The sequence below is a fragment of the Wolbachia endosymbiont (group A) of Icerya purchasi genome, assembly GCF_947251635.1.
In the GTDB taxonomy this organism is placed as follows: Bacteria; Pseudomonadota; Alphaproteobacteria; order Rickettsiales; family Anaplasmataceae; genus Wolbachia; species Wolbachia pipientis.
Genome location: NZ_OX366357.1, coordinates 866231 through 880527 on the forward strand (window position 1 = coordinate 866231; position 14297 = coordinate 880527).

Sequence of the window (14297 nt, forward strand, 5' to 3'; positions counted from 1 at the left end):
TAGCTATGAAAAAGGATCTTATGTCTTAAACCGTATCCGTTCAGGGGAGCGGCAAAATAAGGTAGACAAAGCAAGATAATAATGTTGATGTTAACACTATTGTCAAGTTTACTGGCCTTTCTATTAGTGAGATTGAAGAATTAAGTGTGAGCGGTTACAAATAATTTACCATTTCTTCTGGTTTCACTATCCTTTCAAACTCTTCCTCAGTGAGCAGTTGAAGTTTTGCTGCTGCTTCTTTTAGAGTGATATTTTCTTTATAAGCAAGCTTCGCTATTTTTGCTGCATTGTCGTACCCTATATGCGTATTTAATATAGTGACCAACATCAACGACTGATTCAGTAAATCTTTTATCCTCTCTTCATTTGCTTTAATACCAACTACACATTTTTCTGTAAAATTTAAACTTGCGTCAGCTAAAAGTCTTATAGACTGCAAAACATTGTAAATTATCACTGGCTTAAACACATTCAATTCAAAATGACCGTTTGAACCACTAATGGTTACAGCAACATGATTTCCCATAACTTGAGTGCATACCATAGTCACCGCTTCACACTGAGTTGGATTCACTTTACCTGGCATAATTGAAGAACCAGGCTCATTTTCCGGTAACATTATTTCCCCAATTCCGCATCTTGGACCAGAACCAAGCAACCTTATATCATTTGCAATTTTCATTAAACTGACTGCTACTGTATTGAGTGTTCCACTGAGCTCAACTAAAGCATCATTTGCTGCTAGCGCTTCAAATTTATTGCCTGCTGAAGTAAATGGAAGGTTAGTAATTTCTGCAACTTGGCTTGAAAAATCTTCAGCAAAACCCTTTTTAGTATTGAGTCCCGTGCCAACTGCAGTGCCACCTTGTGCAAGCTCATATATATCACTTAAAGTTGATTTTACTCTCTCTATCCCCTTTTTAATCTGGACTGCATAGCCAGAGAACTCCTGTCCTAGTGTTAGGGGCGTTGCATCTTGCAGATGAGTACGTCCTACTTTTATTATATCTTTAAATTCCTGAACCTTATTATCCAGCACCTTATGCAATTTTTCAAGATTTGGAATAAGCAAGCAGTTTATTTGCTCTGCTGCTGCTATATGCATTGCTGTTGGAAAGGTGTCATTTGACGACTGACCATAATTCACATGATCATTTGGATGTATTGGAGATTTACTACCCAAATTACCACCTAAAATCTCTATTGCACGATTGCTGATCACTTCATTCATATTCATATTAGTCTGCGTTCCGGATCCGGTTTGCCAAACAACAAGCGGAAATTCATTATTAAATTTGCCATCTATTACTTCCCTCGCGGCTGTGCAAATTGCGTCCCCTACCCTATCATCTATAACACCATGTTTCATATTAACACGCGCTGCTGCAAGTTTTACTATTGCTAATGCTTTAATCAGAGGCTCTGGCATTTTTTCTGTGCCAATCTTAAAATTTTCTAAAGAACGCTGAGTCTGCGCTCCCCAGTAATGTTCACTTGGTACTTTTACTTCCCCTAAGCTGTCTGATTCTATTCTCGTCTTTCTATCCATATTTTCCTCCTGGTGTTATGCAAACTGGTTCACTACATAATTTTTTCATGCCTACTTCTTAGTTAATTAAATCATACTAGATCCAAGTAGTCAAGTGTACGAACATTGCAATTTTCAGGTAACTTGCATGGTAGATGTACAACTGTACGAACATTGTCTAGCAGGAGGGTGTCATCCCAGCGCCCCATAAGTGTTGAAAGTAACACAAAAAAGACATAAAGAACTATTATTGCAAGAAAATGGAGGCAATAATGGATCAAATAGAAAGAGTACTAAATTTAATAAAAGATGAGGATTTAGAAAGGCTAGGAAAATTAAGTGAAGTAGATAAATGTAATACTAAATTGTTGGGCAAGATTATATTTAAAGGTCTAATGAAGTTAATATTAATGGGGCAAAAAACAAGCCTAAGAGCGCTAGAAATGGTAATAGACAGGTGTATAATGGATAAGAATAGCGATAAAAGTACAGTAACATACAGTGATTTGTCAAAAAGGTTAAAAGTTATAAATCCAGAATATTTTAAGGGAGTATATATTGATTTGATGAGCAAGATTAAAAAGCTATTACCCCAAAAAACATCAAATAACTTACATAAGTTTGATTCGACGATCATAAATTTATCGGGATATCTCATAAAAGATGGGCTAAAAATAGGCGGTAAAAGTAACGACAGTCAAGTTAAAGTGAGTGTAGGATTAAAGGATCAATTGCCGACAAGTATAAGATTTTGTAAAGGACAAGAAGAAAGTAGTGAAGATATGGCATTAGTGAGAGCAATTAATGAAGCTAAAGTTGAAAAAGAGGATATTTTATTATTTGATAGAGGAATCAGAAAAGTTGGAACTTTTGCCGAATTTGATGAAAAGGAGTACAAATTTATCACAAGAGTTAAAGTAGGAAGAAAACATGATGTTATAAGCAGGAACAAAGTTATAAGAGAACAAAAATCGGATGGATCAGAGATTTTAGAAGATATAATAGTTAATCTTTATCGTGCACGAGGTAAAGTGGCAGAAAAGCATGATCTACGGCTAATAAAAATCAGAAATAAAATTGGAGATGAAATATGGTTTTTGACAAACTTGTTTGAAATGCCAGCTTATGAAGTAACAGAGCTATATAGGCGCAGATGGATATAGAAGTGTTCTTTAAATTTATAAAGCAAAATCTTGGATATAAGCACTTTTTAAGCCATACTATGAATGGCATGAAGGTGTATATTTACATGATTATTATTACGGCTTTGTTATTTCTTGTTTATAAAATCAAAAATAATCTACATGGGTTCAAAATAGCATTACTGCAATTCACATTGGATCTAAATGACTCTTTTATACGTTCGATTGTTTTACTGTCGGGAGGTAATTTACATGCCGTTGATCATCTCATATCACGTTATTTTTGATACTTTCAACACTTATGCCCAGCACCCCTATGATGTCATCCGAGTAGCCAACACTGGTTTCCATCCAAGACGGTGTCATTCCAGTGCTTGACACTGGAATCCAGACTTTAATTGTTATACTTGTAAATAATCTGGTGAAAATAAACGTTCATCTCAAAATGCAGTATTTTTGTTGAAATAGCTCAACTGGATCCCAGTGTCTGGGCACTGGGATGACACCATAGGAGGCTACTTGGATGACAAAAAAAGGAGCACTGACCTCTCTTGGGCTCTTTTAGCTACAAACGTTAAGAAATTTACCAAATGAAAAAAAAGGCAAAAGAAGCCCTGGGGTTATTATCCGCTTTAAAATATTGGCGTTTTTTATGTTTTAAACGCTTGACAAGCGGAATTCAGCTGCTTTTAATTGCAACTAACCTACGCTGCAAATGTTTAAGAAGTTTACTAAGCAGAAAAAAAGACAAAGAATCCCCGAGTTAGCTAGTCTTTTACTATCTCTGTCGAGTATTGGCATTTTTTGATGTCTTGTAACGCTTTATAAGCGCGTTCAGCTTATTTAGATAAAAATCTAGATGTAGATGAAGTTTTGTAAAGACATACAGTATCTATATACTGCAAAAAATTGAACATAAGACGCCGATACATTAAGTAATCCTTACCTTTTAATCTGCAGATTGGCGAAAGCAAATACAATAGCTTCAGTTTCATGATAAGGGGGCTGGCGAAGGGTGTCAAGTAAGTTTTTCGTTTCTGACAGCTGTTAACGTGCTGCCAAAAGCTATGCAAAAAGTCTATTGACAAGTGATTAAACTATAATGTAGCCTATCGCCATATATCCTGGGGTGGGTTATTGTGAGGCTTTTTCACTTTTTATTCTTATTAATGTGTTTTTCTCTGTATTACTATGCGGGTTTTATATTTTCGCCCTGCCCAAAAGCTACGGTTTGCTTTTCACCTGGAGAAGATTGTGCTGTGCCGATAATCAGCGTAATAGATCAGTCTAAAAAATCTATCCTAGTTCAAGAATATACATTTACTCTTGAAACAATTGCAAAATCTTTGATCAATGCTAAAGAACGTGGCGTTGATGTTAAAGTCATCTTAGATCAATCGCAACTCTACTCAAAATATAGTGTTATAAATGAATTATTTTCAGGTGGAGTACCAGTTTGGATCGATGATAAGCCAAAAATTGCTCATAATAAGATAATGATTGTTGATAATCAAAAAGTTATCACAGGGTCGTTTAACCTGAGTAAGACAGCTAAAAAAGGAAATGCTGAAAATTTATTAATTATTACAGATTATCCTGAATTGATTCAGCAGTATGTGAAAAACTGGGAGGCACGAATGTCACAGTCTTATAAATATGCTCCCAACTAATCAAAAGTACTTGCTTAAAATCAGTTCTAAAAACAGCAAGAGAGAGAGCTTTTTTGATTGACTGGCATAATGATTATGATATAATAAACCAAAAGTTTAAGGAATAAAGTAATGGATTATACAAATGATGCTGCCGGTAGCTACACTGCCGTTCATGATTTTTTTCAAAACAATGGTGTTGGAGATTACAAAGTTCAATGCAGTTATGGTGGGGTACCGTATGCTACTGATGAGTACGTGCATTCTGGCGATAAATTTTGGAGTAATAATTTTATAGACTCACATTTTGGAAGGGAAATAAAAATGTATCCTCGAAGTGAACTTTTAGCTAAAGAATATGATGGAAGTACGCTGCCAGTTTCAATATCACTAGATAAGGATTTAATAAAAATAAAGGAATGTCAGAAAAAAACGAAATTTGTGGAACTAGAAAGGGAGTCAGGCAATTTAGTGTATGATAAGCAACAGCATGTAAAGTGTTACACAACGAAGCTATCATATGATGATGTGCATATTTACAATAACGATAAAGTTTCAACATTTAGCATAAAATACGACGTGCCAAATGATCCGAAATACAGTTTAAATATAACATTTACAAAGGTTAATGATAATAAATCAGGATTTTGGCAAAAATTTAAAAACATGTTTTAACGTGACCATTCACTGGTTTTTACTCAATCAACCAACAACAGTTAATATCAAATTTTTATAATTAAAAAATATGCTATTTTTTAAAACTTTCATTCTCCTTGACTCTGTCAACTTCACAAAACAACTCTTGGACCAAATGTATCTGGCATAACACCTTTTGGTAACTTGCTACTTCTTTTTTCCCCGCATCTCCGACAACGGCCATTGATATTCCACTACATAAGGCTTGATTTTTGGTAGATCAACTTTTTTATGAATAATACTATGCTTCTCCTTAAGTTGACCATTTCCCCTAAACGCTATTAGCTTCCTTAAAACTTACATTAATGCCTATTTTGCCTAAACTGAAGCGTCTTTTCCAATTTTTTCTAGCATCAACTCAGCAGCTTTTTGTTCAGCAATCTTTTTACTAGAAGCGCATGCAGAAACTTTACCATAATCTTCTATGCAAACTGATATAGTAAATTCAGGATTGTGCGCTGGTCCAGTTTGTTTTACAAGCTCATACTCTGGTAAAGGCAATTTGTTTTTCTGAGTCCACTCTTGCAGTGAGGTTTTAGGATCTTGAGGGGGGTCAAGCATGCCTTTAGCTAACTTTTCCCAATATTGGATAATAAATTTTTCAACATTTTCAAGCCCGCCATCAATATAAATTGCACCTATTAGTGCTTCAAGCGAGTTTTCTAAATTTTTTAAGTTACATCTCCCTCCATTGCAGCGTTCACTATTATTCATGATGATAAAGCTGCCTAATTTTATTTCTTTAGCAACATTAGCAATGGTGTTGCCACAAACTAAATCCGTCTTTCTTTTTGCCAATGCTCCTTCTTTTTCTTCAGGAAATAGTTTAAACAGTGTGGCAGATACGACCATATTCAAAACACTATCGCCCAAAAACTCTAGTCTTTCGTAGCTTACAATCTGGTTTTTGCTATTCCTTTTATTTACGCTTGGGTGAGTTAGCGCCTCTTCTAATATTGCATAATTTGTAAATTTATAATCAATGATCTTAGATATTGCATCATTCAAACTCTTCATACCCATTATTTAAAAGAAAAACACTTCCTACCACACCTTTATACCAAAGAATTAGTTTTGTTTTATTAAAATAATACCAATAACTTCCAAAATATACAGTTTAATAGAGCTCTTGCATAGCCATTATTTGAGTAATGATTCATCGATGTTATTCCAGTGTCGGCTACTTAGGTGACAGAGAAGATGTTTAATGTATACAACCCACCACCTCACTAATGTTACTAAATCCATCTCTCCTTATTAGTTCTGCAAGTTCTAGATTAATTTTGTTTACAACTTGAGGTCCGTGGTATATGAGAGCAGTGTACAACTGCACCAAAGAAGCTCCTGCCTTTATTTTTTTATATGCATCAGCACCACTTGAGATTCCTCCGCACCCTATCAACAATATTTTGCCCTTAGTAAATTTGTACATATCGCCCAATAACTCGGTTGAAAGTTTGAACAGTGGTTTGCCACTCAACCCGCCACTCTCGTTGTGGTGGGAATGCAGATTATCTCTACTTACCGTAGTGTTGCTTACTGTTAAACCGTCAATTTTATATTCCAATGCAAGCTCAGCGATATTTTCTTTCGTTTGCTGATCTATATCTGGAGAAATTTTTAATATTATTGGTATGGATTTAGAATTATCAATTGATTTCCGGATGGATTTCAACAATTCCGATAATTCTTGCTTATTGTGCAGATTGCGTAAATTAGGCGTGTTTGGGGATGAGATGTTCAGCACTATATAATTGCTCTTTCCATATACTATCTTTATTAGGTCAACATAATCGCTGATTTGGTCCTTTGATGTACTGTTTTTTCCTATATTGATGCCAAAAATGCAGTCATCAAGCTTGGTTTTATCTATTTGTTTAAGAAAGTAGTCTATTCCTTTATTGTTAAATCCCAATCTGTTAATTACCCCTTGATCTTTAATTAACCGAAAAATTCTTGGTTTTTTGTTTCCATATTGTGGATTACGAGTTACAGTACCAGTTTCAATAAATCCAAAACCAAATGAAAGCATAGGCCTTATAACTTCTGCATTCTTGTCAAAACCTGCAGCCAGACCCACGGTGCTTCTGAGCTTATTACCAAAAAAATTCACACTCAAAGATTCTGGTAGCTCTATAGGATTCTTATAAGGTATTTTCTTTAATGCCATAATTGCCAAAGAGTGAGCAACTTCGGGCGGCAGTAAAAACAATAAATCACGTAATATCATTTTGTAAAACACTTTGCTTATTTTTAGTTTATTTTTTACCATGAAACGCTATAAGAGTATAACCATAACTTGAAAAGAAATTGATTTTACTTATGAATAATTTTCTCTATAGGTTACACACTTAAAGCTACTGTTGAATTGAGCAACTTTTACAAGATATAGAAAATGAAAGAGGCCGGGACCGGAATTGAACCGGTATAAAAGGATTTGCAGTCCTCTGCATAAGCCATTCTGCCACCCAGCCGTTTTTTATGTGTAGATATCCATTATATCTTTTAGCATAGATAAAGCTTCCTCCCTTTTGCGTTGGAAAGTGTTACGTCCAATGATTGAACCATTACCACCACCCTGCTTAATTTCTTTCGCTTCATTGCATATGTCATTCACTGATTTCGACTCGCCACCAGAAAAAACTACTATTCTTTTTCCTGCAAAACAAGATCTTTTAACATATTCAATTCTTTTAGATAATGATTCAATATTTTCTGTTTCTATTTTCTCCCTTTCCAAATATTTAGTTGGAAGTTTTACTTTTATTATATTAGCGCCAAGCAAAGCTGCCATGTGTGCAGCATAGGCAATAACATCAACCGCTGTTTCACCTTCTTTGGAAATTCCTTCACCGCGTGGATAAGACCATAGCACTACTGCAAGCCCATAAGATTTGGCTTCAGCTACGATTTCACGGGCTTCTTCCATCATATCGAAACACTTAGCAGAACCAGGATATATAGTAAATCCAACAGCCAAGCAGCCCAAACGCAGTGCATCTTTCACAGAAGAGGTTATTGCTTGATCAGAAGTCAGATTCTTCGAATGTAAGGAGTTGGAACTATTAAGTTTCAAAATAAGTGGGAGCATTCCAGCATAAGTTGAAGCACCAGCTTCAATCATACCAAGTGGAGCAGCATATGCACTTACTCCCGAATCAACTGCAAGCTGAAAATGATAATGTGGGTCATAAGCATCAGGGTTAACTTCAAAACTTTTTATTGGCCCGTGTTCAAACCCTTGGTCTACAGGGAGAATTACTAATTTGCCAGTGCCGCCAAGCTTTCCATGCATGAGAATACGAGTAAGATTTGCTTTTACCCCGGGGTTTTCACTTTCGTAGTGGTTTAAGATTTGTCTTATTTCTTTACTCATTAACGCTATGAAGTTCATTTAAAGTATAGCAAAAACCACAGTTGAAGCAAAGATCTTTTTACATTCTTTCTCCTGCAGCCATACCTATATTTAAAGGTGTAACGTTAGGATTGGTGGTGTGCTGTCGTGGCTTTTCTTGGATTAAATCTCCAAAATACATTTTGACAATAGGAAGAACAAGTGGCATAAGCACTAGCTTGTAGTCATACCATGCAAATTTTTCTTTATAACGCGAATTCTGGATTAAAGGAGAATAGAAAAGGCAGAAAACAGGGTAAACTCAGCAATTATAAAAAAATAGATGAGGTTACCCATGGAAGATATAACAAAACTGTTTTGTTTGGTCGATGATTTTTGCAGAGATATAGAGAAAAATTTTGCAGGCAAACTACTGCCAAATGGTAAAAAACCCACAAGAACAACGGAAATTGAGCACTCTGAAATCATGACAATAATCCTGCTATATCAACAATCTCCGTGTAAAAATTTCAAAACTTTCTATCTACACTACCTAACGTTGCTCTACAAATCAGAGTTTCCAAAGTTGCCTTCATATACCAGGTTTGTTGCTCTAAAGCCTAGGGTTTTGTGGCATTTAGCAATGTTGTTGCATTGGCTTTGTGGACAGTCAGAAAACACTGGAATTTCATATATAGACACAACTCCCATTGCAGTTTGTCATGCAAAAAGAATATCCAAAAACAAAGTTTTTGCTGGAATTGCAAAATTAAGCAAGAGTACTTACGGCTGGTTTTTTGGTTTCAAATTACATATGGTAATCAATGAAAATGGTGAAATTCATGCACTTACGCTAACAAAAGACAATGTTGATGATAGGATACCTGTGCCAAATTTGACGGAAAAATTAACCGGCCTTTTGTTTGGTGACAAAGGTTATATTGCAAAAGAGCTTTTTCAGAAGCTGTTTGACCGAGGTTTGAAACTTGTTACCAAGGTGAAAAAAGGTATGAAAAATACATTAATTTCGCTAAATGAGAAGATTTTACTGAGAAAAAGGTCTATCATTGAGACTGTTTTTGGTTACCTAAAAAATAGACTAGAAATTGAACACACTCGCCATAGATCCCCTGTTGATTTCTTGGTTCATATCTTTTCTACTCTCATCTCCTATTCCATCAAATCCAAAAAGCCTTCTATTTCCTATACTTCCTTCCTTAATCCAGAATTCGCGTTTAAAAAGGGCTTGAAAGTTTTTTGGCGCAATAAGTACCTGATAGAGTTTCTGCCTCATTACACCAAATAAAACTGAAAAATTTAAACGATACTCAGTAATTTGATCTGGGTTCCAAGGCCCTTGTGCATCACACATATGAAGCGATAATATATTGCACATGACCAAGTTTGCCCAAAATTCTTGTAATACAGCCTCTCCAGAAAAATTCTCTAACTCTGCCCCTACTTTGAGTCGTTTCCTCTATGTGCCACCTTAACACATAAGCTTTGCTCCAAAGTCTCGGTCAAAAACTCTGTTTCTCAGTTGGCTAATGTCAGCACTATAACTCTTACTTTCTGTCCTTTCATTTTATTTTTTAGCTTTAGAAAAAGCTTGCTTTGAGGGTACATGTCAATGGCTCCATAAGTTCACATTCTATTCCCAAACTTTTTTTAACTAACTTTAAAATCATAGAAAATACTGTCGAAAAAGGAAGTTTTCTTGTTCGTGTAAAACTCAACACAATGGATTTTCTGAAAAGTTTTCGAGTATATTGCATTTTTAATTTGTAAGATAAGATCTTTTCCTTTTTGCATGCCTCACCTAAAAAAGACACATTTTAAACTTTTTTGTTGCAATAAAATAGAAACAAAAGTGCTGTCCCTTGCACTCTTTGGATAATTTAATGATAAAAAATTTAGAGAGAAATTTTATACACTATCGCTGATATTTTTCCTTAAGTTGACACCATTGCCTGAACGGATACAACTTAATTTTTAATCTGCAGGAGTCAAGTTGAGAATGTCCAATTTTCCACTTTCTTTATAGCATAACATACTTCAGCGCCTCTTGCTCCTCTTGAAGTCCAATGGGCTCACCACTTATGTGTAAATTAATCGTTAATGTTGTACACGTTCTTTTCTTTTTCTACTCTCTCTTGCTCTTCAATACAATATATAGCAAGCGGATTAGCTTTAAGTCTTTCGACTCCTATTTCTTCTCCTGTTCCATCGCAGTAACCATAAGTGCCTAATTTTATTTTTTCTAACGCCTCCTTAATTTTTTCTTTTCTATCTTTTCGACGCTTGATTAATTCCTCGTTTCCACTATCTCCATCAGAATAGTATGTATCAATACTATTCTCTTCTAGTTCTTGTTTCTCCAGCTCAGCGAGTATTGACTGTAACTTTAAGCTGAAGTATTCCAGTTGTTTTACGCTCATATATTCTTCATCTTCTGAAGGAGTGTAATCTTCTGGTGACTTTATTTTTGGTAACTTTTCCATAATTGCATTATCAAAAAAATAATAAAACCTATATAATTTATGAACAAAAAATTATACTACCTCAAAGTAAACACTATAATTTATAATAAACATTTAAAAGCCTAGTATGATCGACTCAGTAAAAAAATTAGTAATAGATGATAAGAACTTTACCTATATAGTATGTATTTTTATCATAATGTTAAGTTTATCTTCATTTACACTTGAAAACAACAATAAACAAGAAGTTATGTTAATATTAACATGGATATGTGCTACATTTGTTTTGCAGATTTCTACAAATAATTTGTTTACATCTGATTATCATGATGGAATATTAGAGCAAATCTTTGTACAGCCACTCTCTTCTAGGCTTATAGTTGCTTATAAAATTTTCGCTCACTGGTTATTATTTGGGTTACCGATTTCAGTAATTTCTTCCATATTCAGCTTTGCAATTCTAGGCAATAGTATTGAACACTCAATAGCAGTTGGAGTGTCTTTATTATTTAATACGCTGATAATCATTAATATTTCAGCTACTGGAAATGCATTGATGATTGGTCAAAACAACTTAGCATCAGGAGTATCGCAAGTTCTTGTTTTGCCAATGATAATGCCAACCTTTGTATATTTTAAAATGCTAACTCAATTTGAAAATTTATCCTTGAATATTTATACACTACTAATCACCTTCTTAGTTTTTGTTATTTTGATTGTTAACAGCACCATAACTACTCACATGGCACTAAAATTTGCTGTGGAACAGGATTGAAAAATCTTACTGTTATTCAGTAGACTTCTTGCATAACCTAGAAAAAAGGCAAATAGTTATTATAGATTTAGGTTTATCGACAATTTGAAAAACCTTCATTCCAGCATCCTTCCCTGTCATCCAAGTAGCCCTTCGTTGTCATCCCAGTGTCAAAAACTGGGATAACAGCTAACCTGACAACCGTCATCCCGCTACTTGTTAGCGGCTAAGAGATACCGTGACGGTATGACGGTTCGCGGTGGCATGACGATAAGCCTCATCATCCCGCTACGTGTTAGCGCCGCGGCGGTATGACGATTCGCAGCGGCATGACGAGAAAGGGGCTACTTACGCAAATTCTGGATTAAGGAAGGAAGTATAGGAAATAGAAGGCTTTTTGGATTTGATGGAATAGGAGATGAGAGTAGAAAAGATATGAACCAAGAAATCAACAGGGGATCTATGGCGAGTGTGTTCAATTTCTAGTCTATTTTTTAGGTAACCAAAAACAGTCTCAATGATAGACCTTTTTCTCAGTAAAATCTTCTCATTTAGCGAAATTAATGTATTTTTCATACCTTTTTTCACCTTGGTAACAAGTTTCAAACCTCGGTCAAACAGCTTCTGAAAAAGCTCTTTTGCAATATAACCTTTGTCACCAAACAAAAGGCCGGTTAATTTTTCCGTCAAATTTGGCACAGGTATCCTATCATCAACATTGCCTTTTGTTAGCGTAAGTGCATGAATTTCACCATTTTCATTGATTACCATATGTAATTTGAAACCAAAAAACCAGCCGTAAGTACTCTTGCTTAATTTTGCAATTCCAGCAAAAACTTTGTTTTTGGATATTCTTTTTGCATGACAAACTGCAATGGGAGTTGTGTCTATATATGAGATTCCAGTGTTTTCTGACTGTCCACAAAGCCAATGCAACAACATTGCTAAATGCCACAAAACCCTAGGCTTTAGAGCAACAAACCTGGTATATGAAGGCAACTTTGGAAACTCTGATTTGTAGAGCAACGTTAGGTAATGTAGATAGAAAGTTTTGAAATTTTTACACGGAGATTGTTGATATAGCAGGATTATTGTCATGATTTCAGAGTGCTCAATTTCCGTTGTTCTTGTGGGTTTTTTACCATTTGGCAGTAGTTTGCCTGCAAAATTTTTCTCTATATCTCTGCAAAAATCATCGACCAAACAAAACAGTTTTGTTATATCTTCCATGGGTAACCTCATCTATTTTTTTATAATTGCTGAGTTTACCCTGTTTTCTGCCTTTTCTATTCTCCTTTAATCCAGAATCGCGTTTATAGGAGATGCTGCTGCTTGTTGACCTTCAGACTGGTTTATGGTTACGTAATTTGAGTTTATATCCGTCTTTTGCAGATTAACATTTAATAACTCTGATATTTTTTTTCCTTAGCTGGGGATCTTCACTAGCAAAATCTTTAATTTCTTTCTTTTTTTCCTCAACCTGAGCCATAATGTGAGTGAAAGAGTCATCGGTTATTTTGCTATCATTATTGTAATGATGACGTGATTCAGTATAAAAAACTTCACTTTTTTCAATTACCCTATCGCCTTGTTCTCTTATTGCACTAATTACTTTCTCTTTAAATAAACTACAAATAACATCTATTGCTTCTTTGGAAAAATGATCTTTTTGAAGAGAGTCGCGCAGTCTTTGCATAGGAGTTTCTAGATATAGTTTGCTACAGTAAGGAAAATGTACTTCGGTTTCCTTTACTACGGGTACGGAGATGTTTTGAGTATATATTTGTTCTTCATTTTTACCATTGACAGCTACACCACTATCAGTATGTACTTTGTTTAACTTCCTTTTTTTAGGAGGTAATTGTAGTGGCTTTTCTTGAAATGATGATCTCTTAATATCTTGAAGATTTTGGTATATAGGTTCTTCTTTCTTCGAATTTTCATAAATTGGTTCTTGTACTAAATTAGGACTAATAAATTCTTGTACTTTTTTTAGATAATCAACACCTTCTACTATTTTGCTATTTTTTTCTTTAGGTACTTTCACACCTTCAAATTCAATATTATTTATATCTTTTATATTAAGACCATTTTCTTTAAGCCATCCCTCTCTTTTGCTCATTGATACAACAAACTCCTTAATCTTTTTAATATTTGTTATATCATCATCAACCAACATCACAGTTTTTGGTAACTGACCATGCTTGTCTTTATATTCCACAATTGCCTTACAAATATGCAAATTCTTTCCAACCTCACTTTTTTGTTTTTCAACTGACCCTTGCAACCGAGTATCATAATCTTGTGGAAATCCACAAAACACAGAAATATTCTCTGCTTGTTTTTCAGATAAGCCCAAATGATTCTTTATAACCCTTCTCACAGCATTTGGATATCCTGTGTATGATGCAATATTCACTTCTATTCCTTTTGAAATTGCAAATTGTAATACAGGTTTTAGCTCCTTTTCATTTTTTATCCCGCCTTTATCCTCTATAAATTTTCTTATGTCGGCATCAGTCACTGCATTACTTTGAGTAGGATTAAAGTCAACTTTTCCTAACCAGCGAAAAGTATTATGCATGTGCGCATTAGTAATAGTTTGATCGAAGTCAAATATTAATAGAGCATTATTTCCTTTAGCCATACCTTTACCTCTAACCCTTATAAATTAAGGATAAAGGATAACATTAACAGACTAACTATTGATTAAG

Annotated in this window: 12 protein-coding genes, 1 tRNA gene and 3 pseudogenes; 6 read left to right on the forward strand and 10 right to left on the reverse strand. The window is 34.7% G+C overall.

What is annotated here, in order from left to right; genetic code table 11:
- Positions 1-154: 154 nt before the first annotated feature.
- The gene (gene fumC, locus OPR17_RS04580) at positions 155-1549 is read right to left on the reverse strand and encodes a class II fumarate hydratase (protein ID WP_265021313.1); all 1395 of its coding nucleotides are present in this window, start codon (positions 1547-1549) and stop codon (positions 155-157) included.
- A 239-nt stretch (positions 1550-1788) separates the two neighbouring features.
- Between fumC and OPR17_RS04585 the strand changes: the two genes are divergently transcribed.
- From OPR17_RS04585 to OPR17_RS04595, 3 genes are all read left to right on the forward strand, one after another.
- Entirely contained in the window at positions 1789-2691 is a 903-nt protein-coding gene (locus tag OPR17_RS04585; protein ID WP_265021314.1) for a transposase, read from the forward strand.
- A gap of 1118 nt (positions 2692-3809) precedes the next feature.
- On the forward strand, positions 3810-4340 hold the full coding sequence (locus tag OPR17_RS04590; protein WP_265021315.1) for a phospholipase D family nuclease: 531 nt from the start codon (positions 3810-3812) through the stop codon (positions 4338-4340).
- A 111-nt stretch (positions 4341-4451) separates the two neighbouring features.
- Positions 4452-4994 (forward strand): hypothetical protein, encoded by a 543-nt coding sequence (locus tag OPR17_RS04595; RefSeq protein ID WP_265021316.1) that lies wholly within the window; start codon positions 4452-4454, stop codon positions 4992-4994.
- A gap of 122 nt (positions 4995-5116) precedes the next feature.
- Here OPR17_RS04595 and OPR17_RS07450 read toward each other — a convergent pair.
- The 5 genes and pseudogenes from OPR17_RS07450 to OPR17_RS04615 all read right to left on the reverse strand — a co-directional run.
- Positions 5117-5252, reverse strand: a pseudogene (locus tag OPR17_RS07450) (IS66 family transposase); the annotation flags it as partial.
- 81 nt (positions 5253-5333) lie between these two features.
- The gene (gene rnc / locus OPR17_RS04600; protein ID WP_006279914.1) at positions 5334-6032 is read right to left on the reverse strand and encodes a ribonuclease III; all 699 of its coding nucleotides are present in this window, start codon (positions 6030-6032) and stop codon (positions 5334-5336) included.
- Positions 6033-6219: 187 nt separating this feature from the next.
- The gene (locus OPR17_RS04605) at positions 6220-7287 is read right to left on the reverse strand and encodes a quinone-dependent dihydroorotate dehydrogenase (protein ID WP_265021317.1); all 1068 of its coding nucleotides are present in this window, start codon (positions 7285-7287) and stop codon (positions 6220-6222) included.
- Between the two features lie 130 nt (positions 7288-7417).
- Positions 7418-7489: transfer RNA gene (locus OPR17_RS04610), tRNA-Cys, on the reverse strand.
- Between the two features lie 5 nt (positions 7490-7494).
- On the reverse strand, positions 7495-8391 hold the full coding sequence (locus tag OPR17_RS04615; RefSeq protein ID WP_065094425.1) for a class I fructose-bisphosphate aldolase: 897 nt from the start codon (positions 8389-8391) through the stop codon (positions 7495-7497).
- A gap of 210 nt (positions 8392-8601) precedes the next feature.
- Between OPR17_RS04615 and OPR17_RS04620 the strand changes: the two genes are divergently transcribed.
- Both OPR17_RS04620 and OPR17_RS04625 read left to right on the forward strand, forming a co-directional pair.
- The gene (locus OPR17_RS04620) at positions 8602-8742 is read left to right on the forward strand and encodes a hypothetical protein (RefSeq protein WP_265021318.1); all 141 of its coding nucleotides are present in this window, start codon (positions 8602-8604) and stop codon (positions 8740-8742) included.
- Positions 8705-9568 (forward strand): annotated as a pseudogene (locus OPR17_RS04625) (IS982 family transposase); the annotation flags it as partial. The gene OPR17_RS04620 and the pseudogene OPR17_RS04625, both read left to right, overlap by 38 nt.
- A 12-nt stretch (positions 9569-9580) precedes the next feature.
- Here OPR17_RS04625 and OPR17_RS04630 read toward each other — a convergent pair.
- Together OPR17_RS04630 and OPR17_RS04635 are read right to left on the reverse strand one after the other, a co-directional pair.
- Positions 9581-10161, reverse strand: a pseudogene (locus tag OPR17_RS04630) (IS4-like element ISWosp8 family transposase); the annotation flags it as partial.
- 296 nt (positions 10162-10457) lie between these two features.
- Positions 10458-10850: a TraR/DksA family transcriptional regulator gene (locus tag OPR17_RS04635; RefSeq protein WP_064124828.1), complete on the reverse strand. Its 393-nt coding sequence runs from the start codon at positions 10848-10850 to the stop codon at positions 10458-10460.
- A gap of 106 nt (positions 10851-10956) precedes the next feature.
- Between OPR17_RS04635 and OPR17_RS04640 the strand changes: the two genes are divergently transcribed.
- Positions 10957-11604 (forward strand): heme exporter protein CcmB, encoded by a 648-nt coding sequence (locus OPR17_RS04640; RefSeq protein WP_265021319.1) that lies wholly within the window; start codon positions 10957-10959, stop codon positions 11602-11604.
- Between the two features lie 327 nt (positions 11605-11931).
- On the opposite strand, the gene OPR17_RS04645 is transcribed toward OPR17_RS04640, so the two are convergent.
- A complete protein-coding gene (locus tag OPR17_RS04645; RefSeq protein WP_265021320.1) occupies positions 11932-12813 on the reverse strand; it encodes an IS982 family transposase in 882 nt (293 codons plus the stop codon).
- Between the two features lie 163 nt (positions 12814-12976).
- Positions 12977-14230, reverse strand: coding sequence for a hypothetical protein (locus OPR17_RS04650; protein WP_265021321.1), 1254 nt, complete (start codon positions 14228-14230; stop codon positions 12977-12979).
- Positions 14231-14297: the final 67 nt, after the last annotated feature.

Coding starts and splice junctions, on each gene's coding strand:
- fumC (WP_265021313.1), bottom strand. CDS start 1,549: ATGGATAGAAAGACGAGAATAGAATCAGACAGCTTAGGGGAAGTAAAA.
- OPR17_RS04585 (WP_265021314.1), top strand. CDS start 1,789: ATGGAGGCAATAATGGATCAAATAGAAAGAGTACTAAATTTAATAAAA.
- OPR17_RS04595 (WP_265021316.1), top strand. CDS start 4,452: ATGGATTATACAAATGATGCTGCCGGTAGCTACACTGCCGTTCATGAT.
- rnc (WP_006279914.1), bottom strand. CDS start 6,032: ATGAAGAGTTTGAATGATGCAATATCTAAGATCATTGATTATAAATTT.
- OPR17_RS04605 (WP_265021317.1), bottom strand. CDS start 7,287: ATGGTAAAAAATAAACTAAAAATAAGCAAAGTGTTTTACAAAATGATA.
- OPR17_RS04615 (WP_065094425.1), bottom strand. CDS start 8,391: ATGAGTAAAGAAATAAGACAAATCTTAAACCACTACGAAAGTGAAAAC.
- OPR17_RS04620 (WP_265021318.1), top strand. CDS start 8,602: ATGCAAATTTTTCTTTATAACGCGAATTCTGGATTAAAGGAGAATAGA.
- OPR17_RS04635 (WP_064124828.1), bottom strand. CDS start 10,850: ATGGAAAAGTTACCAAAAATAAAGTCACCAGAAGATTACACTCCTTCA.
- OPR17_RS04640 (WP_265021319.1), top strand. CDS start 10,957: ATGATCGACTCAGTAAAAAAATTAGTAATAGATGATAAGAACTTTACC.
- OPR17_RS04645 (WP_265021320.1), bottom strand. CDS start 12,813: ATGGAAGATATAACAAAACTGTTTTGTTTGGTCGATGATTTTTGCAGA.
- OPR17_RS04650 (WP_265021321.1), bottom strand. CDS start 14,230: ATGGCTAAAGGAAATAATGCTCTATTAATATTTGACTTCGATCAAACT.